Source organism: Arthrobacter sp. Leaf337 (assembly GCF_001423745.1).
Classification (GTDB): Bacteria; Actinomycetota; Actinomycetes; order Actinomycetales; family Micrococcaceae; genus Arthrobacter.
In genome coordinates this window covers 130,373-156,915 of sequence record NZ_LMPC01000031.1, presented here as the reverse complement: position 1 = coordinate 156,915, position 26,543 = coordinate 130,373, and the positions used below count along the sequence as shown (strand labels likewise).

At 65.2% G+C, this 26,543-nt stretch carries 26 protein-coding genes; 8 read left to right on the top strand and 18 right to left on the bottom strand.

All coding sequences use genetic code 11. The features are described 5' to 3' along the window. Entirely contained in the window at window positions 1-498 is a 498-nt protein-coding gene (locus ASF98_RS23280) for an SRPBCC family protein (protein ID WP_055807551.1), read from the top strand. 100 nt (window positions 499-598) lie between these two features. Here the strand turns inward: ASF98_RS23280 and ASF98_RS23275 are convergent, their stop codons facing one another. Further along, window positions 599-796, bottom strand: coding sequence for a hypothetical protein (locus ASF98_RS23275; protein WP_011693996.1), 198 nt, complete (start codon window positions 794-796; stop codon window positions 599-601). 403 nt (window positions 797-1,199) lie between these two features. Here ASF98_RS23275 and ASF98_RS23270 point away from each other — a divergent pair, with 403 nt between their 5' ends. Further along, on the top strand, window positions 1,200-1,898 hold the full coding sequence (locus ASF98_RS23270) for a DUF2306 domain-containing protein (protein WP_055807548.1): 699 nt from the start codon (window positions 1,200-1,202) through the stop codon (window positions 1,896-1,898). Here ASF98_RS23270 and ASF98_RS23265 read toward each other — a convergent pair. The 9 genes from ASF98_RS23265 to ASF98_RS23220 form a co-directional block, all read right to left on the bottom strand. Further along, the gene (locus ASF98_RS23265; protein WP_055807546.1) at window positions 1,867-3,603 is read right to left on the bottom strand and encodes a thiamine pyrophosphate-dependent enzyme; all 1,737 of its coding nucleotides are present in this window, start codon (window positions 3,601-3,603) and stop codon (window positions 1,867-1,869) included. The genes ASF98_RS23270 and ASF98_RS23265 overlap by 32 nt on opposite strands. 75 nt (window positions 3,604-3,678) lie before the next feature. Then, complete coding sequence (locus ASF98_RS23260) at window positions 3,679-5,193, bottom strand: amino acid permease (RefSeq protein WP_055807543.1); 1,515 nt, start codon at window positions 5,191-5,193, stop codon at window positions 3,679-3,681. A 65-nt stretch (window positions 5,194-5,258) separates the two neighbouring features. Then, the gene (locus ASF98_RS23255; protein ID WP_082507017.1) at window positions 5,259-6,200 is read right to left on the bottom strand and encodes a glutaminase; all 942 of its coding nucleotides are present in this window, start codon (window positions 6,198-6,200) and stop codon (window positions 5,259-5,261) included. After that, window positions 6,197-7,798: a PucR family transcriptional regulator gene (locus tag ASF98_RS23250; RefSeq protein WP_055807540.1), complete on the bottom strand. Its 1,602-nt coding sequence runs from the start codon at window positions 7,796-7,798 to the stop codon at window positions 6,197-6,199. The genes ASF98_RS23255 and ASF98_RS23250 overlap by 4 nt, the downstream gene beginning before the upstream one ends. A 631-nt stretch (window positions 7,799-8,429) precedes the next feature. Next, complete coding sequence (locus ASF98_RS23240; protein WP_055807535.1) at window positions 8,430-9,731, bottom strand: dicarboxylate/amino acid:cation symporter; 1,302 nt, start codon at window positions 9,729-9,731, stop codon at window positions 8,430-8,432. A 200-nt stretch (window positions 9,732-9,931) separates the two neighbouring features. After that, window positions 9,932-11,299, bottom strand: a complete 1,368-nt coding sequence (locus ASF98_RS23235; protein ID WP_156372515.1) for an aspartate ammonia-lyase — start codon at window positions 11,297-11,299, stop codon at window positions 9,932-9,934. A gap of 396 nt (window positions 11,300-11,695) precedes the next feature. Further along, the gene (locus tag ASF98_RS23230; RefSeq protein WP_055807533.1) at window positions 11,696-12,424 is read right to left on the bottom strand and encodes a FadR/GntR family transcriptional regulator; all 729 of its coding nucleotides are present in this window, start codon (window positions 12,422-12,424) and stop codon (window positions 11,696-11,698) included. Between the two features lie 93 nt (window positions 12,425-12,517). Next, window positions 12,518-12,769 (bottom strand): DUF2630 family protein, encoded by a 252-nt coding sequence (locus tag ASF98_RS23225; protein ID WP_055807530.1) that lies wholly within the window; start codon window positions 12,767-12,769, stop codon window positions 12,518-12,520. Window positions 12,770-12,920: 151 nt separating this feature from the next. Next, a complete protein-coding gene (locus tag ASF98_RS23220; RefSeq protein ID WP_055807527.1) occupies window positions 12,921-13,715 on the bottom strand; it encodes a carbon-nitrogen hydrolase family protein in 795 nt (264 codons plus the stop codon). 32 nt (window positions 13,716-13,747) lie between these two features. Here ASF98_RS23220 and ASF98_RS23215 point away from each other — a divergent pair, with 32 nt between their 5' ends. Next, window positions 13,748-14,404, top strand: coding sequence for a GntR family transcriptional regulator (locus tag ASF98_RS23215; RefSeq protein ID WP_055807525.1), 657 nt, complete (start codon window positions 13,748-13,750; stop codon window positions 14,402-14,404). Window positions 14,405-14,418: 14 nt separating this feature from the next. Here the strand turns inward: ASF98_RS23215 and ASF98_RS23210 are convergent, their stop codons facing one another. Next, window positions 14,419-15,810 carry an MFS transporter gene (locus ASF98_RS23210; protein ID WP_055807710.1) on the bottom strand — a complete coding sequence of 464 codons (1,392 nt, stop codon included), beginning with the start codon at window positions 15,808-15,810 and terminating at the stop codon, window positions 14,419-14,421. 148 nt (window positions 15,811-15,958) lie between these two features. Here ASF98_RS23210 and ASF98_RS23205 point away from each other — a divergent pair, with 148 nt between their 5' ends. Then, complete coding sequence (locus tag ASF98_RS23205; RefSeq protein ID WP_055807522.1) at window positions 15,959-16,645, top strand: DUF2848 domain-containing protein; 687 nt, start codon at window positions 15,959-15,961, stop codon at window positions 16,643-16,645. Between the two features lie 94 nt (window positions 16,646-16,739). Beyond that, window positions 16,740-17,339, top strand: a complete 600-nt coding sequence (locus tag ASF98_RS23200) for an NADPH-dependent FMN reductase (protein WP_055807519.1) — start codon at window positions 16,740-16,742, stop codon at window positions 17,337-17,339. A 57-nt stretch (window positions 17,340-17,396) separates the two neighbouring features. Here the strand turns inward: ASF98_RS23200 and ASF98_RS23195 are convergent, their stop codons facing one another. Next, entirely contained in the window at window positions 17,397-17,720 is a 324-nt protein-coding gene (locus ASF98_RS23195) for an antibiotic biosynthesis monooxygenase family protein (RefSeq protein WP_055807516.1), read from the bottom strand. A gap of 167 nt (window positions 17,721-17,887) precedes the next feature. On the opposite strand from ASF98_RS23195, the gene ASF98_RS23190 reads away from it, so the two are divergent. Next, window positions 17,888-18,508: a J-domain-containing protein gene (locus ASF98_RS23190; protein ID WP_055807513.1), complete on the top strand. Its 621-nt coding sequence runs from the start codon at window positions 17,888-17,890 to the stop codon at window positions 18,506-18,508. Between the two features lie 45 nt (window positions 18,509-18,553). After that, window positions 18,554-19,336, top strand: coding sequence for a hypothetical protein (locus ASF98_RS23185; protein WP_055807510.1), 783 nt, complete (start codon window positions 18,554-18,556; stop codon window positions 19,334-19,336). A 10-nt stretch (window positions 19,337-19,346) separates the two neighbouring features. Here ASF98_RS23185 and ASF98_RS23180 read toward each other — a convergent pair whose 3' ends face one another. Both ASF98_RS23180 and ASF98_RS24595 read right to left on the bottom strand, forming a co-directional pair. After that, window positions 19,347-19,667, bottom strand: a complete 321-nt coding sequence (locus tag ASF98_RS23180; protein WP_235506141.1) for a DUF6221 family protein — start codon at window positions 19,665-19,667, stop codon at window positions 19,347-19,349. Beyond that, complete coding sequence (locus tag ASF98_RS24595; RefSeq protein WP_197024942.1) at window positions 19,668-19,832, bottom strand: hypothetical protein; 165 nt, start codon at window positions 19,830-19,832, stop codon at window positions 19,668-19,670. It lies immediately after the preceding gene. Window positions 19,833-20,015: 183 nt separating this feature from the next. On the opposite strand from ASF98_RS24595, the gene ASF98_RS23175 reads away from it, so the two are divergent. After that, window positions 20,016-20,393 (top strand): hypothetical protein, encoded by a 378-nt coding sequence (locus tag ASF98_RS23175; protein WP_055807507.1) that lies wholly within the window; start codon window positions 20,016-20,018, stop codon window positions 20,391-20,393. A 120-nt stretch (window positions 20,394-20,513) separates the two neighbouring features. Here the strand turns inward: ASF98_RS23175 and ASF98_RS23170 are convergent, their stop codons facing one another. The 4 genes from ASF98_RS23170 to ASF98_RS23155 all read right to left on the bottom strand — a co-directional run bounded on the left by ASF98_RS23170 (window position 20,514) and on the right by ASF98_RS23155 (window position 26,534). Then, window positions 20,514-20,798: a DUF1540 domain-containing protein gene (locus ASF98_RS23170; RefSeq protein ID WP_055807503.1), complete on the bottom strand. Its 285-nt coding sequence runs from the start codon at window positions 20,796-20,798 to the stop codon at window positions 20,514-20,516. Between the two features lie 258 nt (window positions 20,799-21,056). Further along, window positions 21,057-22,385: an ammonium transporter gene (locus ASF98_RS23165; protein WP_442854057.1), complete on the bottom strand. Its 1,329-nt coding sequence runs from the start codon at window positions 22,383-22,385 to the stop codon at window positions 21,057-21,059. Window positions 22,386-22,700: 315 nt separating this feature from the next. Beyond that, on the bottom strand, window positions 22,701-24,875 hold the full coding sequence (locus ASF98_RS23160) for a transglycosylase domain-containing protein (RefSeq protein ID WP_055807496.1): 2,175 nt from the start codon (window positions 24,873-24,875) through the stop codon (window positions 22,701-22,703). Between the two features lie 153 nt (window positions 24,876-25,028). Then, on the bottom strand, window positions 25,029-26,534 hold the full coding sequence (locus ASF98_RS23155) for an NAD-dependent succinate-semialdehyde dehydrogenase (RefSeq protein WP_055807493.1): 1,506 nt from the start codon (window positions 26,532-26,534) through the stop codon (window positions 25,029-25,031). Window positions 26,535-26,543: the final 9 nt, after the last annotated feature.

Genomic DNA, 26,543 nt, shown 5'->3' with positions numbered 1-26,543 from the left:
ATGCCTGTTATCAGTTCCACCAAGAATCTTGAGGCCCTCAGCTTCACCCTCGTGGCGGAGTTCGACGCCGGCGTCGAGCGCGTCTGGCAGATCTGGGAAGACCCGCGCCAGCTGGAGCGCTGGTGGGGTCCGCCCAACTATCCGGCCGCGTTTGACCGGTTCGACTTCCAGCCCGGCGGGGCAGCCGGCTATTACATGACCACCCCCGAAGGCGAGAAGCCTCGCGGCTGGTGGCGCTTCACCGCAATTGACGCGCCGCGGAAGCTCGAGTTCGACGATGGCTTCGCTGACGAGTCCGGCGCTCCGGTGGACGCCATGGGAATCGCTCATGCAGTCGTGGACCTCGAGGACATCGGCGGCCGCACGCGCATGACCATCATGTCCACGTTCGAATCCGAGGAGCAGATGGAAGAAGTGATGAAGATGGGCATGGAGGAGGGTATGAGGGAGGCTGCAGGCCAGATCGACGCCGTCCTCACCGAGCACTCCCATGCCTGACGGGGCTACGGTTCGTCTCTGACTGATTAAGCCGAAAAGCCAGCGGACGACGGCGGGAATTCCCGCCGTCGTCCGCTGGCTTTTTATTGTGCCTGACGTCCTAGACTGCGGCGCCCTGGGCGGCGCTGCGGTTCAGGCTCACCGTAAAGGTGTTCGGCCCGCTGAGGGTGACGGCAACATCATTCCGGTGGGCGTTGGCCTTCGTGGAAATATCGTGCACCAGGGCGTCCAGCGTGTGATCGATAGCTGAGCGGTCCCAGATCTTAAGGGTTACGGAGTGATTGGTTTCGAACGTCATTATTCGGTGCCTCATTCATCAATTTGGTCATGGGCTTCGCGTCGGCGCGGAGCCCGGGACGGGACAATCCGTGAACGCTCAGAGGCCTTGCGCAGCTCGGCGAGCTCACTGGTTTGGCCTCGTTGCGTCCACCAGGTTGGGTCGTTCGTTGCCGCTGCATTCTCTGCGCCGAAGCGCGAAATCAGGGCTGGTGCGGTTGTGAAATCGCATTCTCAACCGTCCTTTCCATGATGCACGGAGGGGCGGTGACGTCTCAAGCGGATAGCCGTTCATTGCGCGTGAGACTCATCACAGCCGTTGCCGCGACGCCGCGGGAGTCCGGACCTATTGACAAGTGTACGGTGTACACCTATGGTCATTCGCAAGAGGTGTACACCGTATACCGGCCAGCGAAGGACCCGCCATGCGCACCGAGACCACCAGCCCTCCTGCCGCCTCCGTCCGGCGTCACCGGCCCCAGTGGCCCGTGCCTGCGGGCCTGCTCCTGCTCAGCCTGATTCCGGTGATTTTCGGGGCCCTCCGGCTGACCGAGCTGGCGTCCGGTGCAGCGGTCACGCCGCAGAACGCGCGGTTCTTCGCCTCGCCCGTCCCGGTGGTGACGCACATTGTCGGCGTGACGGTTTACTCCGTGCTCGGGGCGTTCCAGTTTGTCCCCTCACTTCGGGGACGGCGCGGCTGGCACCGCATCGCAGGACGCATTCTCATCCCGGCAGGCCTGCTCACAGCGCTCTCCGGGCTGTGGATGTCCGTTTTCTATCCACTCCCGGACGGCTACATCGACGTCCCGCTCCGGCTGTTCTTCGGCTCGGCCATGCTGGTGAGCATCATCCTGGGCGTCGACGCGATCAGGCGCCGGGACTTCGTGCGGCACGGCGCCTGGATGACGCGGGCCTACGCGATCGCCGTGGGCGCGGGAACCCAAGCGCTGGTGAGCATTCCCTGGCTGCTCCTGATTGGCCCCACCGATGTACCCACCCGGGCGGTGCTCCTGGGGGCGGGCTGGGTGATCAACGTGGCGGTTGCCGAGTACGTCATCCGGCGCCGCGCCGGGAAGGCGCCCCACCGGCCAGTCAGTACGCCTTCACCCGCTGTTCCACGATGAGGTGAATGAGCGCAAACGTTCCCTGCCGGTCGATGGCCTGGAACGCGGCGTCGAGGGCGGCCGGCACGTCCCCGTCACAGGTGACTGTGATGCCGAACCCGCCAAACGCCCTGGCCATGAGGCCGAAGTCGGGGTTCTTCAGCTGAGTCCCCGACACGCGGGACGGGTAGTGCCGTTCCTGGTGGGTGCGGATGGTGCCGTACTCCTGGTTGTCCATCACCACGATCAGCGGCGTGGCCCCGTACTGGGCAGCAGTGGCCAGCTCCTGACCGTTCATGAGGAACTCCCCGTCGCCGGCGATGGTTACCACCCGGCGCTGCGGACTGGCCAGCGAGGCGGCGATGGCCGACGGGATGGAGTAGCCCATGGAGCCGTTCCTGGCGCTGAGCATGGAGGCGTAACGGCGCGTGGGGAAGTACCGGTGCGCCCAGTTGGTGTGCTCGCCCGCTCCGAACGTCACGATGGCATCCTCAGGCAGCCGGGGGACGAGGTTGGCCATCAGGGTGTCCATCCTGGCGGGTCCTGCCACCGGCGCGGCCGGCGGCAGGGCGGCAAAGGACGTCTGTTCGGCGCGCATCCTGGCCGTCCAGACTTTCCACTCGTCTTTCGCTGGCAGGTCGATGCCCAGCAGGTCGCGGACGAAGGCATCCGGTTTGGCGACGATCTGCCGTGAGACGGGGCCTGAGCGGCCGCGCAGCGAGGGGTCGATGGTCACCAGGAAGTTCTGCTTGTTCCAGTCCTGCCGGCAGACAAATCCGTCGGTAATCACGTCCCCGGGGACCGTCCCGACGAAGACGAGCAGGTCGGTTTCCTCCAGGAGGTCGTACGTGGGGCGGGGGCGTCCGTAGCCGATCGGGCCCACGTAGGACGGCGAATCAAAGGACACCGTACCCTGGGTGCGCCATTCCGCGGCGGCCGGGATGTGATGCTTTTCGAGCCAGCCGGTGAGCTGGCCGGCCGCTTCCTGGGTCCAGTCATTGCCGCCGGTGACAAACAGCGGCTTCTTGGAAAGTGCAAGGGCATCGGCGAGTGCTTCGGCGTCCGTGGTGCTCATGCCGCCCGCCGCCACGGGGATGCTCGGGTGCAGCGCCGGATCAACGTGCTGCCGGATGATGTCTTCCGGCAGGCCCACCACAACGGGCCCCGGCCGCCCGCTCATGGCCGCGAACATGGCTTCCGCAACGATCTCGGACGCCCGCTCGGCATGGTCAAGCACCATAACCCGCTTGGCTCCCGTGTCGAACCAGGCTTTGATGTCGAATTCCTGGAACGCCTCGCGGTCCCGGTGCGCAAACGGGATGAGCCCGACGAAAAGCAGCATGGGGGTGGAGTCCTGCCACGCGGTGTGCAGGCCGACGTGGGCGTTGGCCGCGCCGGGTCCGCGGGTGACCATGGCCACCCCCGGGCGCTGGTTCATCTTGCCGTCGGCTTCGGCCATGTACGCGGCGCCGCCTTCATGACGGCAGACCACGGTGTCGATCTTGGAGCCGTGCAGCCCGTCCAGCACGTCCAGGAAGCTTTCGCCGGGAACAACGTAGGTGCGCTCTACTCCGTGGGCCACGAGGGAGTCAACAATAACGTGCCCGGCGGATTTCAGCGTTCCGGGGGCAGCCGCGGCCGGCTGTGCTGCGGTCTGATTGATGGTGTCGCTGTCGAACGATTGAGTGTCTGTTGCGGTCATGGTGGATGCGGACTCCGTTGTCATTACTACTTGTCTTCTTGGGCTGGGTGTTGGTTTACGTCTGTTGGGTGGTGGCGCCGGGGGCGGTCGCGGGATCAGCTACCGGATGGGAGTCGGGTTGGCCACCACGGGCGCGGCGCCGGTGTAGCCGTCGCGTGCCTCGGCGATTTCGTGGATCCGTTGGCGGCAGGCGTACCAACCGGCGACCATAAGGGCGCAGGCGATGAGGGTGACAAGGAGGGTGAGCGGGGAGTCGATGAAGACCATCACCAGGACGCCAGCGAGGAACAGGAGTGAGAGGTAACCGGTGTAGGGAGCGCCGAACATCCGGAAGGAGGGGCGATTCAGCCATCCCTTGTCTGCCCAGCGTTTGAGCTGCATCTGGCAGAGGACGATTGTGGCCCAGGTGACGACGATGCCAACGGACGCGACATTGAGGACGATCTCAAAGGCCTGGGAGGGGACGAGGTAGTTCAGCGGGACGCCGAGGAGTGAGACGCCGGCGGTGATGGCGATGCCGCCGTAAGGTACGCCGGCTTTGTTCATGCGCTGGGCAAACTTGGGGGCGGAGCCGGCCACGGACATGGAGCGGAGGATGCGGCCGGTGGAGTAGAGGCCTGCGTTGAGGGAGGACAGGGCAGCGGTGAGGACCACGAGGTTCATGATGACGTCCACACCCTGGATGCCGATGGATCCGAAGAAGGTCACGAAGGGGCTGACGCCCTTTTCGTAGGAGGTGTAGGGCAGCAGCAGGGCAAGGAGGATGACGGAGCCGACATAGAACACGGCGATGCGGAAGACCACGGAGTTGATGGCCTTCGGCATGATCTTTTCGGGGCTTTCGGTTTCGCCGGCGGCTGTGCCGACCAGTTCGATCGAGGCGTAGGCGAACAGCACGCCCTGCATGAGGATGATCATGGGCAGGATCCCGTTGGGGAAGATTCCGCCGTTGTCGGTGATGAGGCTGAAGCCGACTGCCTGGCCGTCCGCAGGGGTGCCGAAGATGACGAAGTAGGTGCCGATGAGCAGGAACGCGACGAGGGCGACGACCTTGATGATGGCGAACCAGAATTCCATCTCGCCAAAGACCTTGACCGAGACGAGGTTCAGGCACAGCACGACGACGAGGGCGATCAGGGCCCAGGCCCATTGCGGTACGGTTCCCATCCATGGGATGTAGTGGCCGAAGAAGTTCATGTAGAGCGCTGCGGCGGTGATGTCCACGATGGTGGTGGTTGCCCAGTTGATCCAGTAGAACCAGCCCGAAATAAAGGCTGCCTTCTCGCCGAAGAATTCACGGGCGTAGGAGACAAAGGAGCCCGACGACGGGCGGTGCAGCACCAGTTCGCCCAGTGCGCGGAGGATCAGGAAGGCGAAGAAGCCGCAGACGGCGTAGGCGATGACAAGGGACGGGCCTGCGGCATTCAGCCGGCCGCCGGCACCGAGGAACAGACCGGTACCGATCGCGCCGCCGATTGCGATCATCTGGATCTGCCGCGGCTTCAGGCTCTTGTGGTAGCCCTTGTCCTCCGCATGGAGGAGTCTCTCAGAGGCATGCGCGTGGCCGCTGTCAGCCTCGTACTGGCCAACCTCGTCATTGGGGTTGTTGGACATGGGTGATCCTTTCGACCGGTTGAAGATCTAACTGAGGGGTGGAATGAAAAAGTGCGGGGACCGGATCAGAAAACGGACCATCCGGTGCGGTCGGACAGGTCAGCGAGGGCCGCCGAGCCCGCCAGGGAATTTCCCTTGGAGTCCAGCCGCGGGCTCCAGACGCAGATCGCGCATTCGCCAGGGACGATGACCAGGATTCCGCCGCCGACACCGCTTTTACCGGGAAGGCCGACGCGGTAGGCGAACTCACCGGCCGCGTCGTACATGCCGCAGGTGAGCATGATGGATCCGATGCGTTTGGCCTCGCTCCGGGAGACGACGGGGCCGTTTGCTCCGTGCCCGCCGCGGGCAAGGAACAGGCCGGCCTTCGCCATCTCGACGCAGCTCATCATGATGGAGCACTGCCTGACGTAGTTCTCCACCACGGCCTCGGCGGACCGGTGCAGGTTGCCGAAGTTCTTCAGGAAGTGGGCGAGCGCCAGGTTGCGGCTGCTGTTGGCCAGCTCGTTCCCGGCGGCGACTTCATCGATGAAGGGCCCCTGCCCACTGTGCTGCCCCGCCTGGACACGGAGGAACTGCAGGACATGACCTGCAGCGTCAGGGAACCTTTCCATCAGATGGTCGGTCACCACGAGGGCGCCGGAATTGATGAACGGGTTCCGGGGGATCCCGTGCTCCACTTCAAGCTGCACCAGGGAGTTGAACGAGGTTCCCGACGGTTCGCGGAGCACCCGGGACCACAGCCTGCCGGGGTCGTCGGCGCTGAGGGCCATGGCCAGGGTGAAAACCTTCGAGATGCTCTGGATCGAGAAGGGCAGGTCGGCGTCGCCGGCGCTGAACACGTCCCCGGACGTTGTGGCCACCGCGATTCCGAAGCGGTCGAACGGCGGCGATGACAGGTGGGGGATGCCGGCGGGCACCGAGCCGGCTTCACTCCGGGGCCGGTGGCTGTGGACAATGTCAGCCAGGACCAGGCCAAGAGGCGGTGAATCGAGTGCTGTCATCATTTCGTGCCCAGGTGCTCCTTATTGTGCGTGGCGGCCCACTCCTGGAGGTGGAGCAGGGCGACCAATGAATCTCGGGGATTGCTGAAGTTGAGGCCGGTGACCCGGCTGATCTTGCTGATCCTGTAGTAGACGGTGTTCTTGTGCATCCTCATCCGCTGGGCGCATTCGGCCACGTCCAGCGATGCCTCGAAATACGCCCGGAGGGTTTCGGCCAGTTCGCCATCGTTGCGGAGGAGGGCCCAGAGGCTGCGGTGGCGGAAGTCGGAGGCCGTGAAGTTCTCCACCGCCTCGTGGAAGAGGATGTCCACCTCGAAGTCGCCCACCGCGGCCACTGACGCGGTCTCTGACCGCCGCATGCAGCCGAGCAGGGCCTCCGTTTTGGCGGTCACCGAATGAATCGACAAAAGGTCAGGGGCGATCGGCCCCACTGCCGCGAACGGACCGATGCCCAGGTGCTTCCCCGCGTCCCGGACGATGGCCTCGGCGAGGCTCCGCAGCCCGGCTTCGGCGTTGGCGGACTGGAGTCCCGGTACGATCACGGCGGTGTCGCCGTTGAACTGCCCCACGATGGCAGACGCTTTGTAGGCCGCCGCATGGATGGACGCAAGGTTGGCGAGTTCCCCGTGTTTGAGGGCTGCATCGTCTTCCTGCGCCTCAGTGGCGGACATTCCCAGCAGGATCAGTGCCGAGGGGCGGTCCGCCGGGATCTTCTCGCTGTGTGCACTCGCTGCGGCTTCCGCGGGGCCGGAAAGGATCCGCGCGATCCGGTCCTCCCGCATGTGCACCGATTGCTGGTTGCGGTAGCGGATCAGCTCGGCTGACACCCGGGCGGCCGATCCGGTCAGGACATAGTCGACGTCGGCGCCGAACCCGTCCCCGGTTTCCTGCAGCCAGATGTAGCCCATGATGCGCTCGCCGGCGAACAGGGCGACGGCAACGCGCTCCCTCAACCCGTCCTGTGGCCGGGCCGGAACCCTGACAGGCAGGCGGGTCCGGTGCAGTTCGCGGTAGGCGCCGAGGTCCTTGAGGAGGAGTTCGTATTTTCGCGGACCACGGCGGGCAAGGATCGATGCCTTGCGGAGCTCGTCGATGTCATTGGTCACTGTGGAGTAGGCCAGGACTTTGTTGGCGGCGTCCTCGATGACCACGTGGCTGGACGTCAGGCGTGCGGTGGTCTGCGCGATGGCGAACAGGTCTTCTTCCAGCAGCGTCAGCACTTCGCTCTGGTAGGTGCGCGGCATGATCCGGTCTTTGGCGATGGACAGGAGCCGGTCCCAGTCAGCGGCCGGGTCCACCAGGAGCAAGCCCGTTCCCGCTGCCCGGAGCAGCTCTTCAGCTTCCTCGAGTTCGCCCGGACTGCCCTTAACGGCAAGCACCAGGGGAGGATTTTTCAGGAGGCGCCGCAGCGCCGGCAGTGCGGAGCGTCCCCGAACGCCGATCAGCAGGACAAACGCGGCGCTGCCGTCGGATGTTTCGTCGTCGGCGTCAACAATCAGAAAGCGTTCGATCGGCGAGTCTGCGCGGGACGGCCGGAGGATGAGACTGGCGAAACCCAGGGGGAGATCCGACAGGATGTCGTCCACTGTAGCTGCGGCCATGGGCTTCCTTCTGCATCGATACCCGCCCGGACGGCTCTGTCCGGTCCCCCAATGCTATCCAGAGCATTTCCGGGAAAATATGGGTGCCGGACTAAATCCAGTGCTGCGTTTTAGGTCCCTGAACCAAGGCGCGGCGGGCCGGGGACGCGGGCATGGGACTCCGGCCTTTTAAGGCACCCGATTAAGGCACAACGGACGACGGCGGGTGGTCCCGCCGTCGTCCGGTTGCTTAGTAGCCAGCGACGTCCGGTGAGGAGTCCGACTCTGTTTTTTCTGGCTTTCCAGGCGTTCCAGGGGCTAGGGCGTAGAAGGGCGTGAACCGGCCCCTTTGTCCGGGGGCAATATTGGAACGGACGATCGAAGCGCTCTCAAGCGCGGCCAGATGGTGCCTGACTGAGTCCCGGCACGAGGCGATGCCGTTGCTGATGTCGGCTACCTTGCTTGCACCATTGCTTGCCAGATAGTCGATGATTTGTGTCCTGATCGGTGTTCTTCGCGTGCTTCCCGCCCGCTTGGCGGTTTGCACGTCCGTCGGACTCTGGAGCTCAAAGGCAGCGGTCATGGGCGATGGCCTTTCATTCTGTATGGAGTGGATTCGCTGGTGGAACGTGGGTGGCCGGGCGAGGACCGGTCAGTGCATCGAAACGCGCTCAGGTTCCCTGCTGTATTCACTGTCTTGCGCCCCGTGGGACGCGTCGGAACGAGGGGCTTCGAGAGGGGAAGCAGACCTGTCGTGCTTTTGGCCGATGACCGCGGTGGCGATGGCATTTCCCAGGATGTTGGTGGCGGTGCGTCCCATGTCGAGGAGCTGGTCGATCACCAGCAGGACGCCAATGCCGGCGGCGGGGATGCCGAAACCAGGGACCACGGCGGCCACCACGACGAGCGAACCACGGGGCACCCCGGCCATGCCTTTGCTGCTGAGCAGGAGCATTGCCGTCATGGCGATCTGCTGGCCGAGGTCCATGTCGATGCCGTAGGCGTTGATCAGGAAGACGGACGCAAAGGTCATGTACATCATGGAACCGTCCACGTTGAACGAGTAACCCAGGGGGAGCACGAAACCGGTGGTGCGCTTCGCGATGCCGAACTTGGTCAGGCCTTCAATGAGCTTGGGCAGCGCGGCCTCACTGCTGGAGGTGGCGAAAGCGATCACCATGGGTTCGCGTACGATCCGGACCAGCCGGAAGGCCGCCCGTCCGAGGAAAGCGACGGCGACGGCGATCATGATCGCCCAGAGGGCGGAGAGGGAGACATAGAAGCCGCCGATGAACGAGGCATAGGTTGCGAAAGCGTCCACGCCCTTGGAGGTGAAGGCCGCCGCGATGCCGGCGAACACCCCGACCGGGGCCGCCTTCATTACGTACCCGGTGACTTTCAGCATGACGCCCATGAGTTCATCAATGGCATCCGCTATCGAGGAGCGGCCCTTCTTCCGGAGGTTCAACAGGGCAATGCCGAAGAGAGCGCCGAAGACGAGGATCTGAAGGGGGTTGTTGGCGGTCAGCGCGGCGAAGACGCTTGTGGGGATGATGTGGGTAATGAACTCCAGGTAATCGAGGGGCTTCGTTTCCATCCCCGCATCACCTCCCGGCATCAGGTTGAGCCCGTCACCGACGTTGAGTATGTGGGCGGTGATGAAACCGAAGGCGCCCACCAGGACGGAGGCGGACAGGAACCAGACCATGGAGCGGCCAAAGAGCTTCCCCACCCCTGCCGATTTCGCCGCTCCTGCGATACCGGAGACGAGCGTGGCAAAGATCAGCGGCGCAATGATCATTTTGATGAGGTTCAGGAACATGTGCGTCACGGTGTCGAGGACGCCCACAACGGCTCCGCGTGTGTCTGCCGGCAGCAGCCAGTGGAACAGCAGCCCGCTGAGGATTCCGAACACGAGCGCTGCCAGGATCCACATCGTTGATTTGTTTTTCATACTCAGTCCTTGCGTAGGGGCCGGGGATATTTGGGCACGGCGGTGTGCCCCTGCTCCCTTGATCGGGCGGGGTAGGTGGAGGGCTGTCGGGTGGTGGGGGACTACTTGCTGAGGTTGGCCAGGCGTTGCGGGCTGAGGAGCTCTTCCAGTTGCTCGGCGGTGAGCAGTTGGTGTTCGAGGACGAGTTCGGCGGTGGGGGACTACTTGCTGAGGTTGGCCAGGCGTTGCGGGCTGAGGAGCTCTTCCAGTTGCTCGGCGGTGAGCAGTTGGTGTTCGAGGACGAGTTCGGCAACGCCCTTGCCGGTGGCGAGGGCTTCCTGGGCGATGGCGGTTGCGGTGGTGTAGCCGAGGTGGGGGTTCAGGGCTGTGACSAGGCCGATGGATTGTTCGACGGTGAGGCGGAGGTGTTCGGTGTTGGCGGTGATGCCCCGGACGCAGCGTGCCGTGAGGGTGCGGCAGGCGGCTTCGAGGTGGGAGATGCTCTTGTGGAGGCTGTGGACGATGATGGGTTCGAAGGCGTTGAGCTGGAGTTGCCCGGCTTCGGCGGCCATGGTGATGGTGACGTCGTTGCCGATGACTTCGTAGGCGACCTGGCTGACTACTTCCGGGATGACCGGGTTGATTTTGCCGGGCATGATGGAGGAGCCGGACTGCACGGCGGGCAGGTTGATTTCGCCCAGTCCGGCGCGGGGGCCGGAGGAGAGCAGGCGCAGGTCGTTGCAGATCTTGGAGAGTTTCACGGCCACGCGTTTGAGGACGCCGGAGAGGTGCACGAACGCGCCGACGTCCTGGGTGGCCTCGATGAGGTCCACGGCGGTGACCAGGGGCAGRCCGGTGATTTCGGCCAGGTGCCGGCAGGCTGCTTCGGCGTAGCCGGCCGGGGCGTTCAGGCCGGTGCCGATGGCGGTGGCGCCGAGGTTGATTTCGTGGATCAGCAGGTCCGCTTCGGCCAGGCGCAGCCGGTCTTCGCCGATGGTGACGGCGTAGGTGCCGAATTCCTGGCCGAGGGTCATGGGCACGGCGTCCTGGAGCTGGGTGCGTCCCATTTTCACCACGGTGCGGAACTCGGCGGCCTTGGCGGCGAACGCGTCTTCGAGTTCGGCCAGGGCGGCGAGGAGTTCGCGGGCGGCGAAGATGGTGCCCAGCTTCACGGCCGTGGGGTAGACGTCGTTGGTGGACTGGCTGAGGTTGACGTGGTCGTTCGGGTGCAGGCGGGCGTAGTCGCCCTTGGGGTGTCCSAGGATTTCCAGGGCCCGGTTGGCGATGACCTCGTTGGCGTTCATGTTCGAGGACGTCCCGGCGCCGCCCTGGATGACGTCCACCACGAACTGCTCGCTGAGTTTGCCGTTCATGACGTCGGTGCAGGCCGCYTCGATSGCGTCGGCGCGTCCRCCGTCGAGCAGGCCCAGTTCGCGGTTGGTCCGGGCGGCRGCCAGCTTGACGGCGGCCAGGCCGCGGACCAGGTACATGTTGGAGGAGAGCGGCTGGCCGGTGATGGGGAAGTTCTCCACGGCCCGGAGCGTGTGGACACCCCAGTACGCGGCGGCAGGGACATCACGGTCACCCAGGAGGTCATGTTATGAAGACACCGGTCTCCACCTACCGGCTCCAGATCCGCCCCTCCTTTACCCNGAGAGCGGCTGGCCGGTGATGGGGAAGTTCTCCACGGCCCGGAGCGTGTGGACACCCCAGTACGCGGCGGCAGGGACATCACGGTCACCCAGGAGGTCATGTTCGGAACGGGTGTCCGGGGCGGTAGGGGAAGAGTTCATCGGGGGTCCTCACAGGGCTTCGTTGACGGGTTTGGACAGAAAATTTTGGACGGTAGGAATCCGGGTCCGGGACAGGCCTTCGTGATGCCTCAGACTGCACGGTGGCATGGCTATGCCACAGCAAGGAGGCGGGGCGGGCACGCCGCAGTAGGGGGCAGGGCAGGGGGGTGGGTGCTGTTCGGGGTTTAGGAGCTAGCGCGTATGGCCGGCCCTGGAGTTCCCGCTTCCGGGGACGATGGTGCCCAGGGCGCATTCCACCCCGTGCAGATGCATTCTCATGGCCTGGGAAGCGTCCTCGGCTGATCCACTCTCGATGGCAGCGAAGATTCGGGCGTGTTCCTCCCCCGATTCCTTGCGCCGGTCAGCCACGAGGTTGAGTGTGTTCGATTGGTTGGCCATGGCGTCGCAGATGTCTGAGAGGAATGATTCGAACACGCCATTGCCGCTGCACCGGGCGATGGTCACGTGGAACTCGGTGTTCAAAAGCACCCACTGCTGGAGATCGTCCTCCTCGGACATTTCCCGCAGGATCTCCCGGAGTGCCTCCAGGTCTTCGCTGCTGCGGCGTTGCGCGGCAAGCCCAGCGGCAGGCACTTCCACATGGGGACGTGCCTCCACGAGGGCACTAGCCGAGTACTTGCCGAGTTTGAGGTCCTGGGCCACTTTGTCAGCAATGACGAAGGTGCCCTTGCCTGTGTGGGTGGCGGTCAGTCCCAATGCGGTGCATGAACGCAGCGCCTCCCGGACCATCGTGCGGCTCACACCGTACTGCTTTGCAAGCGATGCCTCCGAATCGAGGCGGGTGCCGACCGGGATCCTGCCGCCTTCGATAGCGCTGCGGAGGGATGCGAAAACCGCTTCAGCCGCGCCAACGCGTACAACTCGATCTTGTGCAGCTGTCCAGCTGTCCAACAGGTCCATAGGGAAACTATGGCACCTGTCACACGGCCTGTCAAAGGTGTCCTGCATGTTGCGGGTGGCTGGGGGCATGCAGGACGGCCTGCTGCCGGTAAGTCAGCCGCGGTAGTCCTCCACCTGCCTTACCGGCCGCGGTGCCGCTTCGTCCGGGTTCTCGCCATACTGCAGCTTGGCGCGTCGCTGGCGAAGCAGGTCCCAGCACTGGTCCAGGTCCTCTTCGATGCGCTTGAGCCGCGTGCGGTCCGGGGCGTGCTCGGGCCCGGGCGCAGCAGATTCGGCTTTTTCGCGAAGCTCGCGTTCCTCCTCAACGAGCCCTTGGATGCGTTGCAGGATGTCCTGTTCGTCCATGGTGTCCTTCTTCCTGGCGGGGTACCAGCCAGCGTAGTGTCGGCCGCGATGCCTGACCAGATCTTCGGGCGGGCCGGGGCCCCGGCAGCCGGAACGAACAGAAACGGCCGACGGCGGGAGGTTCCGCCGTCGGCCGTTCGAGTACCGGTGGCTAGAGGCTCCGGGCGTTGGCGAGGACCGGCAGTTTTGCGCGGACGTCGGTGATGACGGCGGGGTCGATGTCCACCATGGCCAGCTCAGGCTCCTCGCCCAAGGTGACCAGGGGAGAGCCGAGCGGCGACACCACCGCACTGTGTCCGATCCCGGTGGGCGCTGCGCCAGCAGCGGGCAGCCCGATGCTGGCGGGATTGCCCTGGCCGCAGGCCACCACGAAGGTTGTGCTGTCCACGGCACGGGCCCGCACCAGCAGGTCCCACTGGTCCGTCTTGCCTTCGCCGGCACCCCAAGAGGCGCAGACGACGTTGATCTGGGCGCCTGCCCGCGCGTTGGCTGTAAAGAGCGCGGGGAAGCGCACGTCGTAACAGGTCGCGAGGCCGATTACCGTGCCGTTGAGTTCGAACGTCACCGGTGAGGTGCCGGCATCCACCGAATCGGACTCCGCGAAACCAAACGCGTCGAAGAGGTGGATCTTGTCGTAGGAAGTATCGGTCCCCGGTCCGGTGACGATAAGGGTGTTCCGCACCCGGCCGCCGTCGCCGGGCGTAAACATCCCCGCTATCACGGTGATATCCAGGTCCCTCGCAATGGCCCGGACAGCATTGGCCCACGGTCCGTCCAGCGGTTCGGCGATGTCAGTCAGGCTGTTGCCGAAGGCGCGCATTGCCGCTTCGGGAAACACCACCAGCTCGGCTTCGGCGGCCTTGGCCCGGGTGGCGTATTCTCGAATCAACTCCAGGTTGGCGGCCGGGTAGGCTCCTGTGATGATTTGGGCCACTGCTAAACGCATGAAATTGCTCCAGTCTGTTGTATACATGATGTATGCGAAAAAGTTCGGGGACAGCGGCGTCTGGCCGCGAGAAGGCGTACGCGTACCTGCGTGAAAATATCCTGATCGATCCCGAAGTCCAGGGGAAGTTCCTGAATGAGCAGGAGCTTGCCGCCGAGATCGGGGTCTCGCGCACTCCGGTGCGGGAGGCGCTCCTGCTGCTCGTTTCGGACGGCCTGGTGGAACTGATACCGCAGCGCGGAGCGTACGTTCCGCCAGTGACCGGCCGGGAAATGTCCGAATTGATGGAACTGCGCGGAGTCTTGGAAAGCCATGCCGCCCGCCTGGTCATCGAACAGAAGCGGGTGCCCGCCCCTACGATGCAGGACACCCTGGACCAGCAGGCCGGCCTTCCCGAAGACCTGAACCCGGAGGCTGCCCGGGAATTCATCCGCTTGGACACCTTGTTCCACCAGCAGCTCATTGACGCCGCCGGAAACGAGCTCATCTCCCGGACGTATAGCAAACTCCACGTCCGGCAGATCCTGGTGGGCGTCTCCGCCCTGTTCCGTACCGGAGGCCGGCGCGAGCAGGTGTGCGCCGAACACCAGGACATCCTCGATGCCCTGGTGTCCGGCGACTCGGCGAAGGCGCAGCAGGCAATTGACCATCACCTGGCCGTGACCCGCGACATCCTGCTCCGCACCTGACTACCTCCGGACCGTCAGCGGGACTCCGCGACGGCGGACTCCCGGCGCGCTGCTGCGGATCCTTCCAGCAGCATGCGGTAGTCCTCGTCCTCGACGGTGTTGGAATCCCGGCCGAGCGCCAGGCCCACTGCAGTGACGGCGGCGGCGACGGCAACGTAGATGGCTACCGGAATCCACGTGCTGAACTGGGACAGCAGCAGCGTGAACATCAGCGGTGCAACGGCGCCGCCGATCACGCCGGCAAAGGTGTAGGCCAGTGAACTTCCGGTGGACCGGAGCCGGGGGGAGAACTGCTCCACAATGAAGGCGGCCTGCGGTCCGTACATGAAGGAGTGTGCCATGAGGCCCAGGACGATTCCCGCGATCAGCATCGGCTCGTTGTCTCCGCCGAGGATGCCGAAGAAAACGAACGTCCAGACGGCGCCCAGCACGGCTGCCGTTCCGTAGACAAGGCGGCGGTTGAAACGGTCGGATACAGCGCCGGCCAGCGGGATCATGAACAGCTGGAATGCGGAGCCGATCAGCACTGCGGTGAGGACCTGGCTGCGTTCGTAGCCGAGGACCTGGATTCCGTAGGTAAGGGTGAAAACAGTGAACAGGGCGTAGAGCACGTCAGGACCAACCCGGCACAGGGTGGCGGCGATGAGCGGCCGGAGTTCCTTGCTGAAGACCTCCCGGACCGGGGCATTGGGCTGTTCGCCGTGGGCCTCGATCGCCTTGAAGATCGGAGTGTCTTCCAGCTTCAGCCGGATCCAGAGGCCGAATCCGACCAGCAGGGCCGAGACCAGGAAAGCGATGCGCCAGCCAAAGCTGATGAACTGTTCTTCACTCAGCGTGAGTGTGAGGACTGCCAGCGCGCCGTTTGCCATGAGGTTGCCTGCGGGCGGACCCACCTGGGCGGCGGAGGCCCAAAAGCCGCGCCGGTGGGGATCCCCGTATTCGCTGGAGAGCAGAACGGCGCCGCCCCATTCGCCGCCCACACCCACACCCTGGGCGAAGCGCAGCAGCACCAGGATGATCGGGGCGGTGATGCCTATGCTGCCGTATCCGGGGAGCACCCCGATCAGCACGGTGGCCACGCCGATGATCATCAGGGTGGTGACCAGGACCTTCTTGCGGCCGATCCGGTCGCCGAGCCGGCCGAAGATGATGCCGCCCACGGGACGGGAAACGTAGCCCACCGCATAGGTGGAAAACGCCAGGATGGTGCCGGTCAGGGGGTCGGATGAGGGGAAGAAGACGATGGGGAATACGACGGCGGCCGCGGCCGAGTAGACGGCGAAGTCATACCACTCGAGTGCGGTGCCGGTGAGGCTTGCGGCAAAGGCCTTGTACAGGCCCTTCGGGTGCATCGGCTTGTCCGGACGCGGCGCTGCGCCGGAAGCCGGGACTGGGACGTTGGCCATGGTGTTGTCCTCCACGAGATGTTTACGGTGACGCCTGTCACGCTGGCGTTAAATGTATACATTACGCATACTGGATGTACATTGGCGATCGTTTCCGGTTTCCGGTTTGTAAATTTCTCCAACAGGACACGCAAAGGATGGACAGAACATGACGGCTCTGAGCTTCGAACTTCCCGACGGCACCACAACGGAAGTCCAGGTCAAGCACCTCCTGAACGCCGGCTACGCAGGGCGGGAGCAGGAGGAAGTGCAGGCCCACATCGCCGAGCTGGCCGAGCTGGGGGTTCCCGGTCCCGCAACCACGCCGGCGCTGTACCCGGTGTCGCCCTACCTGGCCCAGCAGGTCTCTGAAGTCCGCGTACAGCACGGCCGGACCTCGGGAGAAGCAGAATGGGCGCTTGTGATCACCGGGGACGGCGTGCTGCTGACGGTGGCCTGCGACCACACGGACCGCGAGCTTGAAGTCCACGGTGTTGCGTGGAGCAAGAATGCCAGCCCCGATGTCCTTGGGCGCAAGGCCTGGCGGCTCGACGACGTGCGGGAGCACCTGGACCAGATCACGCTCAAGGGCTGGGTGGGGGAGGGCGATACGCCGGATACCCTTATCCAGGACAGCTCATTGGGAGCGTTGCTGAGCCCCGACTACTGGCTGGACGTCCTCAGCGAACGCGGCCTCAACGAACCCGGCACAGTCCTCATTTCGGGCACGGTGGCCATGACCCACGGGGTGGACCAGTTCGCCCGCAGCTGGAAGGTGGAGATGGCCGATCCGGTGACCGGCGCCTCCGTGGACGCCCAGTACGTGGTGGAGCAGATGGCCGAGCCGATCGGCTGATCCGGCTCCCCGGAACGACAGAAGCGGACGACGGCGGGAAGTCCCGCCGTCGTCCGCTTCCGGCAGCCGTGACTACCAGCCGGTTCGGGCCTTCATGATCGGCTACTTCGTCGGAAGCCTGGCCCGCGGCTCCATCAACCGAACGCTCGCCAATGCCCTCGTCAAACTTGCTCCCGAGGACCTCGAGTTCACCGAGATCCCCATCAAGGATCTCCCGCTCTACAGCTATGACTACGACGCCGATTTTCCACCCGCCGGACGTGCGCTGAAGGAAGCGATCGAGGGCTCCGACGGCATCCTGTTCGTGTCTCCCGAATACAACCGCTCCATCCCCGGCGCCCTCAAGAACGCCATCGACTGGGGATCCCGCCCCTGGGGCACCAACTCCTTCGCCCGCAAACCGACCGGCATCATCGGCGCCTCTCCGGGCAGTATCGGCACGGCCGTGATGCAGTCCTCCATGCGGGCCGTACTCAGCTTCCTGGACGCGCCGCAGCTCAACGCCCCCGAGGTCTACCTGAAGTTCGATCCCGCCGACTTTGCCGACGACGGAACGATCACCAACCAGGGCACCGCGGACTTCCTGCGCCATTACATGGAGGAATACGGCGCGTTCGTGGAACGCGTCCTCGCCGCCAACGCGCCCGGCCACATCGGCGACCCCAAACCGGACGAGGCCAAGCTCTCGCGGTAAGGGGCAAAACGAAAGCGGTCGACGGCGGTATGTCCCGCCGTCGACCGCTGGTCATTGCTACTTAATGGCCTGGTGCTGCGAGCTGACGATCGCCGCAACGTCGTAGTCGGCCCCGTGCATGTCCTCGCACAGCGCCACGCATGCGCCGATGCGGGTCCTGAACTCGGGGTCCTGCTTCCAGGCGTCCCGGGACGTTTCGTCACTCCACTCCGAATACGAAAGGTACCGCCCGGGGGCACCCTTGTCGTGCAGGAGCTTGGCCACGACCATCGACGGGTAGTTCTCCCGCGACCACTGAAGGAACTCCGTCCACTTCTGCACGAACTGGCCGTCGTTCCCTTGCTTTACATGCCAGACCCCGGAGGCATAGTGCTCTGCCATCGGTCTCACACCCTTTCCTGACTGACCCAACAAGATAATTTTAGGACCGGCGGGGGCGTACAGCGCCGGTCACCAAGGCTGCGATTCCGCCGCGTTATTGAAACTCCCGCGGAGGCTCTGAATACTGGAAGGCAGGTTATTCAGGATCGGCCAGGGGCGGTGTGGACATGACCAGCGAAGGAGCCGGCAGCTCGTTCCAGCGCCGCTTGGAACGAGCCGTCGAACTGCGGGCCGTCCGGGCAACCGGCATGACGGCCGCGGAGGAAGCCGAGCTCGCCGCTGCAGAGGAAAAAGAGCGGGAAAAGCGCCGGAAAGTGGACGACGCCAAACGGGCCGAATACCTGATCCGGGACGCCATGGCCCAGGGGAAGTTCGACAACCTGAAGTACGCAGGCAAACCCATCCCTGGGCTGGGCGAGGGCTACGATCCCGACTGGTGGGTCAAGGGCCTGATCCAGCGCGAGAACCTCACCGGCATGGGTCCGAAAGCCATCCTCCTTCGGACCGAAGACGCCGAACTGGATTCCAGGCTCGACGCCCAGTATGCCGAGAAGCAGGTCCGCGACGTCCTGGCGGACTTCAACAAGCGTGTGATCGATGCGCGCCGCCAGCTCCAGGGCGGACCCCCCGTCGTCACCAAGACCCGTGACATTGATGCCGAGGTGGAACGCTGGCGCGAACGCCGTGCTGAACGCGCTGCAGCTGCAGCCGCAGCCGCAGCCGCGCAACCGGCGGAGCCTGAACTGAAGCGATCCTGGTGGCGGCGGCTCTGGAACGGCGGATGGTGACAGGGCCACAATAAAGGGACCATCTCGCGGCCCTTGGAGGTTGGCATGCACACGTCGGCATCGTCCCACTTAGCATTGCCCGTCGTTCTTGTCTTCGCCTTCCTGCTTGCCGGCTGCGGCCAGCAACCCGGGCCTCCTGGGCCGCCTACCGAATCCGCGAGCGACCTGCCGGCGTCCGCGCCAGCTGCCGCCCCGTCAGGCGCAACGCGTACCCCGGACGGTACGAAGACGGCGGCTGCCGGCGGGACCTCCACTGCGTCGGCGGCCACTGAGCCGGCGGCATGGACCACGTACACGACGACGGACGGGCAGCTCATTTTCGACCTTCCCGCCACGTGGAGCGTCAGGGATCCGGCAGGGGAACTGGCGGAGGGAGGAGGCGCCTTCGCGGAGGTCACCAACACGGAAGGAAAACCGTTGGCCACGCTTCGGACCAACATGGCAACAGGGTCCACCTGCGTGGACCGGTACCCATACTCCGTGCTCGACTCCCAGGACCTGACGGCGCTGACCCTGAAAGGCGCCACGCCGCGGTTCGTCTATGAGACCCGGGGAAACGCCACCGCCCCGGGGCCGGCAGACACCCCGGCTGCGGCGTACGGGATCACGTCCGGTCCTCCGCCGGCAGGGGACTCGGCCTGCGCCATCTTCCAGTTCTTCACCTGGCCGCCTAATGCGGCCATGTTCGGGGCCTTCTACGATCCGGCGAACAATGACACTCCCGGGGACGAGTCCCTGCCCTATCTGGAGAAGGCCAGGATCTACCTGGAGACGCCCGAGTACCGCAGCATCAAGCGGATGATTACCTCCTTGCGGCCCACGCGCTAGCTCCGTCGACCTACAGCCAGTCCTCTTCGAAGTCCGGGTGATCGGCATAGGGCAGCGCCAGCGCCTTCAGCGATCGGGTGGTCCACTCGATCGCTTCGGGGATCCAGCGGGACTCCTCCTCGAAGGGGTCGCTGACCATGGTGGCAAGCGCCGTTTGCCGGGCTGATTCGACGATCCGGATGACCCTCTTCTTCGCCTCGCACTCCAGCAGCAGGCGGTGTTCGTACCATCGCCCCGATTCGGAGACCGTGCGGTCACTGAGGATTTTCCGGGCCGCTGCCTCGTCTTCCCTGATGCGCTCGGACAGGAACTCGACAATGTCCACAACCATTCAGCTTTCGGCGGCTGCCCCGTCTGCAAGGTCGGCGACTGTGATGTCGGCTCCTTCGGCCGGGTCCTGCGAATGCGCCCGGATGTCCCGTGGATCCGCGTTCACGTCGCCTTCGGCCGGAGCCTCGCTGTGGACACGCTCCGACGTCTTTGGATTCTCGCTCATGTCCGCTCCTTTTGCTGTGTTGCTGGGGTTTCTGTGGTTGCTGCGGTGACGCGGGACCCCCACTACTGATCATCTAGCGCCCGGAGCCGCAGCGCTGTCAAGAACCATTCCGGCCCTACCGAGGCGGCGGGAGTGGAGGACAATGAGTCCATCGGATGACGGGCCAGGCGAAGGAGCAGGACGGTGTCAGAGACAAACGGACCACGGCGCGCGGCGCAGCAGATGCAGGAGGCGGCCCGCTATCTGGCCCGTGCCACCAGGAACCTGGACACTCCATCGGACAGCCACGAGATCCTCCGCAGCCTGACGGAAACGCAGGGTTCCATCGCGCAGGCCATCCGGGAACTGGCCGAATGGCACCGGGCGGCGGCTGCGGGAACGCACTACTCCCGCCCGCACAATGAAAGCGCCCGGGGCGTGATGACCGCCGTGTCCGAACTGGACCTTGCGGCGCAGGAAGCCGATGCCCTGCAGGAGACGCTAAGCCGGGCGCACGGCGGAAGCAGCGTAGTGAACTGGCTGGAAAAGTCCGAACCCGAACCGCCGGCAAGCGATGGCTGAGAGGCGACTGACACCCGGCATCCGCGGCTGTTGACTGAGGCAGTCAGGAACGCAAGAGGACGACGGCGGGAAGTCCCGCCGTCGTCCTCTGCTTTAGCCGGGCGCGCCCGGCCCCGCCCGCTACGCGTGCGAGTATGTCAGGCAGTCCGCGTTGTCTGCGCCCGGACCCACATGGACCTCGGGGGCCTTGCACATCAGGTGGTCGTTGTGGACGCATTCGGAGCGCTGGCAGGCTCCGACGTCGGCCAGGACCTTGGGCAGTCCGCCGTGCATGCCGGTGTCGATGAAGGTGGCGCAGGATGCATGGTCCTGGGTCCCGCCGACGGTGATGGCGGCGGCGTTGCAATTCGAGTGGTCGTTGAAGGAACAGTTGGAAACACTGCAGTCTGCGACGTGCGTTGTCATAGGAAGATCCTCCGTTGTTCGGCTGCCCGGGCGGGCTGCTCCCTGTGACCCACCGTAGGCCTGTCCGGCCGGATCAAAAAGACCCAAACGTGTGACCTAATTGCCGGGTCCCTGTGCGCGGTTAGGGCATTACGGCCTATGGTCCGGCAATGCGTCGGTTCCTAAGATAGTGGTAGGGCCGACGGCACGACTCCCGGCACGTCCGGGGGGCCTTCCCAAAGACCGCCGCCGGCCCCTCAACTCCCACCGACAAGGCGGCTACACCAGGCTGTCTTGCTTTTCCTGTGCCTGGGCAGTTGCCGGAGCGTTGGTTGTTGCCGGAACGGGCAGCGGGTGATGGAAGGGGTTGAATCGGCTGCGGGACAGTTCACCGAATGCGTAGGCCGTCTCGGCATGTTCGGAAAGGTCCACGCCCGCGTTTTCGGCTTCCTCGCTGACCCGAAAGCCGATGGTCCTGTGGATGGCGCGGCCGATGACCAACGTGCCCAGGCCGGACAGGGCGATGGTGACCAGGACGGCGACGATCTGGGCCACGAGCTGCTGTGTTCCGCCGCCGTAGAGGAGGCCGCCGCCCACACCGTCCACCGGCAGGGCGATGAAGCCAAGCGACAGCGTGCCGATAACGCCGGCTCCGAAGTGGACACCCACGACGTCCAGCGAATCGTCGAAGCCGAACCGGTATTTCTGGTCCACGAAGACCGCGCAGGCCGCACCGGCCACGAGGCCCAGGCCCAGCGCTGCGAGGGGGCTGATGTTGGCGCAGGACGGGGTGATGGCCACCAGGCCGGCAACCACGCCTGAAGCGGCACCAAGGGAGGTGGGGTGCCCGTGGCGGATCTTCTCGGTGACGAGCCAGCTCAGCATGGCTGCGGCCGGTGCGACCAGGGTGTTGACCCAGATGAGGCCGGCCTGTTCGGCAGTGGTGGCGGCACCGCCGTTGAAGCCGAACCAGCCGAACCAGAGGATGGCGGCACCCAGCATGATGAACGGGATGTTGTGCGGCCGGTGGTTGGGATCCTTGGCGAATCCCTGGCGCTTTCCCACAATCAATGCGAGGACGAAAGCGGCGGTTCCCGAACTGACCTCGACGACGGCGCCGCCGGCAAAGTCGATCACCTGGCCAAAGACTGCGGTGAGGGCGCCGCCGGCGCTCATAAGGCCACCGCCCCAGATCATGTAGGCCAGCGGGCAGTAAACCAGGGTGATCCAGATGGGGACGAAGAGCGCCCAGGCGCTGAACTTGGCGCGGTCCGCGATGGCGCCGCTGATGAGGGCCACGGTGATGATGGCGAAGGTGGCGCTGAAGGCCGCCTTCATGAGGTCCGGCGAGCCCATGAGGTTCTGCAGGCCAAAGTTGGCGAAGGGGTTACCGAACAGGCCGAGGATGCCGTCGCCGGTGGTCATGGAGTAGCCCCACAGGACCCACACGACGCCGACAATGCCGGCCGAGATGAAGCTCATCATGATCATGTTGAGCGCCGCCTTGGCGCGGGTCATGCCGCCGTAGAACAGGCCGAGGCCGGGGGTCATGAACAGCACCATGGCCGACGACAGCATCAGCCAGACGTTTTCCGCAGTGATTTCCACCTGCGTGTCCCTTCTCATCAAGTCTTCCGTACGGGACCTCGAGTGATTCCGGGCCACGCCCCCGCTCAATGTTTCACGCTTCGTGTTTCCGATAATGGGGCGCTAGGTTGCGGGTAAGTTACAGGAACGGGCCCAGCGTGAAGATCACATGACCGTCTTGTTTCGGGCATGTTAACTGGGGCGCTTCGACGGCGTGATGGGTGGGCGCCGATGGGTTGCGTTTCGGCAAGATGACGGGCGGCTCACCGCGTGCGGCTGCGCTGCGGCTGCCGCGCGGCTGCCGCGCGGCTGCCCCGGCGGCTGCCCCGGCAGCCGCTAGCGGGAAGGGGCCGGCGTCGGTTGCTGCGGGACGTACATGGACGGCGGCGGCGGCGGGAAGGCCTCGGCCGGGTACAGCCCGGCCACCTGCATCATGTAGTTGGCCCACTGCGGCCCGGCGAGCATGTAGCCGTCGATCGACTTGTAGAAGTTGCCGTTAATGGTGACGTTCTGGCCTGCCCGTTGTTGGCCCTCCAGTGTGTCTCCAAAGAAGGACGCCGTGGCCAGGCCGGAGGTGTAGCCCGCCACCCAGGTGGCGCCGTTGTTGTTCGACGTCCCCGTCTTGGCCGCCACCGGCACCTTGCTCTGGACCTTCGGGTTGATGTAAACGCCGGAACCCATCTTCAGCACGTCCTGAAGCACCGCGTTGACGCCGCGCGCCACGTCGGGCTTGACGGCGCTGTGGCACTGGGAGGACTCGGACGGATGATGCCGCCCTGCAGGGTCACTGACGTCCGCGATGGCGATGGGGGTGCAGTACCGGCCGTCGTTGGAGAACGTGGCAAAGGCGTTCGCCAGGTGCAAGGGAGCCACCCCGATGGCGCCCAGCAGGTTGCCCAGCTGGTGCATGTTCACCTGGGCTCCGTCCAGGCCGCTGTGGATCCCCACCGCATCCACCATCTTCTGGATGCCGCAGAAGTCCAGCTGCGTGGCGGTGGCGAAGGTTGCCGTGTTGATGGAGTTGTAGAGGCCGTAGTTGATGGGCATGGGTCGGTAGTAGCCGGGATCGTTGTTCTGGAGATCGTCCGCTGCGCCCTCGTTCCTCTGGGCGGTGCTGTAGGCACCCAGCACCTTTCCGCAGCTGGACCGCCACGGGAAGCCGAGAGGATAGATCCGCCGGGACGCGTCGATCATGGCATTGATGGGCTTGCCCTCGTTCAGCCATTCCGCAAACGTGAACGGCTTCATGGTGGAGCCGGGCTGGAACCCGCCGGCGCCGTTGAGGTCATTGCCGTTGGCGTCCCTGGAGTCGACGTTAAAGTTCAGCTGGGTGTCGAATTTCCCTTCCGCGGGAAGGAAAACCGTGTTCTGCGCCATGGCCAGGATCCTGCCGGACCCGGGCTGGATGGTGACCAGGGCGGCGCCCCATTTGTCCGGATTCGCGCCCGCGGTGGCGTCCACCTGGGCCTGGGCTGCGGCCTGCAGCCTGCTGTCCAGGGTGGTGACGATGGTCAGGCCGCCGCGGTACAGCAGCCTCTCCCGGTCCTTGAGTTCCACGCCGTAGGCGGGGTTGTTGAGGATCAGATGGGACACGTAGTCGCAGAAGTACGGTGCGATGACGGCAGCGGCGCAGCCCTGCCGGCCCGGGGTGATCTTCAGGTCCACACCGGTGGCCACGGCGGCGTCGTGCTCCGCCTGGGTGATTTTTTCCTGCTCCAGCATGTTGCCCAGGACCTGGTTGCGGCGCTGCAGCGAGTTCTCCGGATGCACGGCAGGATCGTAGAAGCTGGGGCTGTTCACCAGCCCGGCCAGCAGCGCCGCCTGCGGCAACGTGAGATCCTTGGCGGACGCGCTGAAGAAGTGCCGCGCGGCTGCCTCGATGCCGTAGGCGTCCCGGTTGAAGAACACGATATTCAGGTAGCCCTCGAGGATCTGGGCCTTGGTGTATTTCTTCTCCAGCTCGATGGCGAGCTTCATCTCCCGAAGCTTGTCGCCAACGCTCTTCTGGCCGCTGAGGATGACCTGCTCGCTTTGATCCGCGGAAAGAAACGACTCATTGACGACGTTGGTGACGTACTGCTGGGTCAGCGTTGACGCACCCTGACGGCCTCCCTGGGTGACGTTGAACGTCAGCGCCCGGAGGATGCCCTGCGGGTCAACGCCGCCATGCTCGTAGAAGCGGCTGTCCTCGATCGCGATGATCGCGTCCTTCATAAACGGCGACATCTGGTCGAGCGTGACCCGCACCCTGTTCTCGGCGTAGAAGGTGGCAATGGGCTGGCCGTCCGCGGTCATCATTTTGGTGGACTGCGAGGGAGGATCGACCGTGAGGTCGCCGGGCAGGTTGTTGAAGAACGTAATCGAATTGCTGACCGTCACCCCGGCGGCCGCCACGCTGGGGACCACCAGGCTGGCGGCCAGGACCCCGCAGATGGCGCTCACGGCAACAAATCCGACCAGCCTCCCCAAGGCTGCGGCCAGACGGGAACCCCATCGCTTCTTCGGCGCCATTTTTTCCAGCTATCACGCGTGCCAGTGCCTCAAGGCTACGCCCGGCGGCCGCCCGCCGACCAGAGTCCTAATGCCCACACGCCGGGGGCACGCCGGAGGTCGAGCCTGTCGAGATCGGTTTCGACGAGCTCAACCACCGGCGGGGGCGGTCCGTCAGCTCGCGTAGGGGTCGGCGATGCCGATGTACTGCGTGGTGGTGTATTCGGCGATGCCTTCGGAGCCGCCTTCGCGGCCCAGGCCGGAGTGCTTGACGCCGCCGAAGGGGGCGGCGGCGTTGGAGATGACGCCGGCGTTGAAGCCCACCATGCCGAATTCGATCTGTTCGGCCACGCGCAGCAGCCGGTTGAAGTCGCGGCTGTAGAGGTAGGAGGCCAGGCCGTACTCGCTGGCGTTGGCGAGCCGGATGGCGTCCTCCTCCGTGCTGAACGTGGTCACCGGGGCGACGGGGCCGAAGATTTCCTGCCGCAGGATCGCGGCGTCGTTCGGGACGTTCCCCAGCACGGTGGGCGGGTAGAAGTACCCGGCGCCTTCTGCCGGGGAACCGCCGGTGAGTGCTGTTGCTCCGGCGTCGACGGCGGCGCTCACCAGGGCGTGCACGTCATCGCGGGCGCCGGCGTCGATGAGCGGGCCCACCTGGGTGGCCGGTTCGGTGCCGCGGCCGGTGGTGAGGGCGCCCATGGCGGCGGCGAACTTGTCCGTGAATTCGGCGGCCACGGATTCCTGGACCAGGAACCGGTTGGCGGCTGTGCAGGCCTCGCCCATGTTCCGCATCTTTGCGGCCATGGCACCTTCGACGGCTTTGTCCACGTCGGCGTCCTCGAACACGATGAACGGGGCGTTGCCGCCCAGCTCCATGGACGTGCGGAGGACATTGCCGGCGGCGTCGGCCATGAGCCGCTTGCCCACCGGAGTGGAGCCGGTGAAGGAGACCTTGCGCAGCCGCGGATCGGCCAGCAGCGGGCCGGAAATCCCGGACGCGCTGGCGGAGGCCACCACGTTCAGGACCCCCGCGGGCAGGCCGGCGTCGAGCATGGTCTGGGCGAAGTACTGGGCGGTCAGCGGGGTGAGCTTGGCGGGTTTGAGCACCATGGTGCAGCCGGCGGCGATGGCGGGGGCAACCTTGCGGGTGGCCATCGCCAGCGGGAAGTTCCACGGCGTGATGAGCAGGCACGGGCCCACCGGCTTCTTCTGGACCAGGATCTTGTTTTTGCCCTCCGGGGTGGTGAGATAGCGGCCGTAATCCCGGACCGTCTCTTCGGAGAACCAGCGCAGGAACTCGGCACCGTACGTGACTTCCCCGCGGGCTTCGGCCAGTGGCTTGCCCATCTCCAGGGTCATCAGCAGGGCAAAGTCATCGGCCCGTTCGGTCACCAGGTCGAAGGCGCGGCGCAGGATTTCGGCGCGCTCACGGGGTGCCGTCCGCGCCCAGGACGCCTGAACCTTGTCCGCGGCGTCGAGCGCTGCGAGGGCATCTTCGCTGGTGGCGGACGCCAGGGTGGCGAGCACCTCCCCGGTGGCGGGATCGTGCACGTCGAACGTGCCGCCGTCGGACGCATCCACCCACTGCCCGCCGATCAGCAGGCCGGTGGGGACGGAAGCGAGGAGTGCGGCTTCCCGCTCAGGGGTGACGGCAGGGGAAAGTGCAGGGGAAAGAGTCACGGAAAAGTC

Bases quoted from the DNA above. Each gene is read 5' to 3' on its own strand.
- ASF98_RS23180 (WP_235506141.1), bottom strand. From the start codon at position 19,667: ATGGTTGTGGACATTGTCGAGTTCCTGTCCGAGCGCATCAGGGAAGAC.
- ASF98_RS23220 (WP_055807527.1), bottom strand. From the start codon at position 13,715: ATGCGTTTAGCAGTGGCCCAAATCATCACAGGAGCCTACCCGGCCGCC.
- ASF98_RS23265 (WP_055807546.1), bottom strand. From the start codon at position 3,603: ATGACAACGGAGTCCGCATCCACCATGACCGCAACAGACACTCAATCG.
- ASF98_RS23280 (WP_055807551.1), top strand. From the start codon at position 1: ATGCCTGTTATCAGTTCCACCAAGAATCTTGAGGCCCTCAGCTTCACC.
- ASF98_RS23200 (WP_055807519.1), top strand. From the start codon at position 16,740: ATGATCGGCTACTTCGTCGGAAGCCTGGCCCGCGGCTCCATCAACCGA.
- ASF98_RS23225 (WP_055807530.1), bottom strand. From the start codon at position 12,769: ATGGACGAACAGGACATCCTGCAACGCATCCAAGGGCTCGTTGAGGAG.
- ASF98_RS23205 (WP_055807522.1), top strand. From the start codon at position 15,959: ATGACGGCTCTGAGCTTCGAACTTCCCGACGGCACCACAACGGAAGTC.
- ASF98_RS23215 (WP_055807525.1), top strand. From the start codon at position 13,748: ATGCGAAAAAGTTCGGGGACAGCGGCGTCTGGCCGCGAGAAGGCGTAC.
- ASF98_RS23230 (WP_055807533.1), bottom strand. From the start codon at position 12,424: ATGGACCTGTTGGACAGCTGGACAGCTGCACAAGATCGAGTTGTACGC.
- ASF98_RS23260 (WP_055807543.1), bottom strand. From the start codon at position 5,193: ATGTCCAACAACCCCAATGACGAGGTTGGCCAGTACGAGGCTGACAGC.
- ASF98_RS23185 (WP_055807510.1), top strand. From the start codon at position 18,554: ATGCACACGTCGGCATCGTCCCACTTAGCATTGCCCGTCGTTCTTGTC.
- ASF98_RS23250 (WP_055807540.1), bottom strand. From the start codon at position 7,798: ATGGCCGCAGCTACAGTGGACGACATCCTGTCGGATCTCCCCCTGGGT.
- ASF98_RS23160 (WP_055807496.1), bottom strand. From the start codon at position 24,875: ATGGCGCCGAAGAAGCGATGGGGTTCCCGTCTGGCCGCAGCCTTGGGG.
- ASF98_RS23275 (WP_011693996.1), bottom strand. From the start codon at position 796: ATGACGTTCGAAACCAATCACTCCGTAACCCTTAAGATCTGGGACCGC.
- ASF98_RS23190 (WP_055807513.1), top strand. From the start codon at position 17,888: ATGACCAGCGAAGGAGCCGGCAGCTCGTTCCAGCGCCGCTTGGAACGA.
- ASF98_RS23255 (WP_082507017.1), bottom strand. From the start codon at position 6,200: ATGATGACAGCACTCGATTCACCGCCTCTTGGCCTGGTCCTGGCTGAC.
- ASF98_RS24595 (WP_197024942.1), bottom strand. From the start codon at position 19,832: ATGAGCGAGAATCCAAAGACGTCGGAGCGTGTCCACAGCGAGGCTCCG.
- ASF98_RS23195 (WP_055807516.1), bottom strand. From the start codon at position 17,720: ATGGCAGAGCACTATGCCTCCGGGGTCTGGCATGTAAAGCAAGGGAAC.
- ASF98_RS23270 (WP_055807548.1), top strand. From the start codon at position 1,200: ATGCGCACCGAGACCACCAGCCCTCCTGCCGCCTCCGTCCGGCGTCAC.
- ASF98_RS23170 (WP_055807503.1), bottom strand. From the start codon at position 20,798: ATGACAACGCACGTCGCAGACTGCAGTGTTTCCAACTGTTCCTTCAAC.
- ASF98_RS23240 (WP_055807535.1), bottom strand. From the start codon at position 9,731: ATGAAAAACAAATCAACGATGTGGATCCTGGCAGCGCTCGTGTTCGGA.
- ASF98_RS23210 (WP_055807710.1), bottom strand. From the start codon at position 15,810: ATGGCCAACGTCCCAGTCCCGGCTTCCGGCGCAGCGCCGCGTCCGGAC.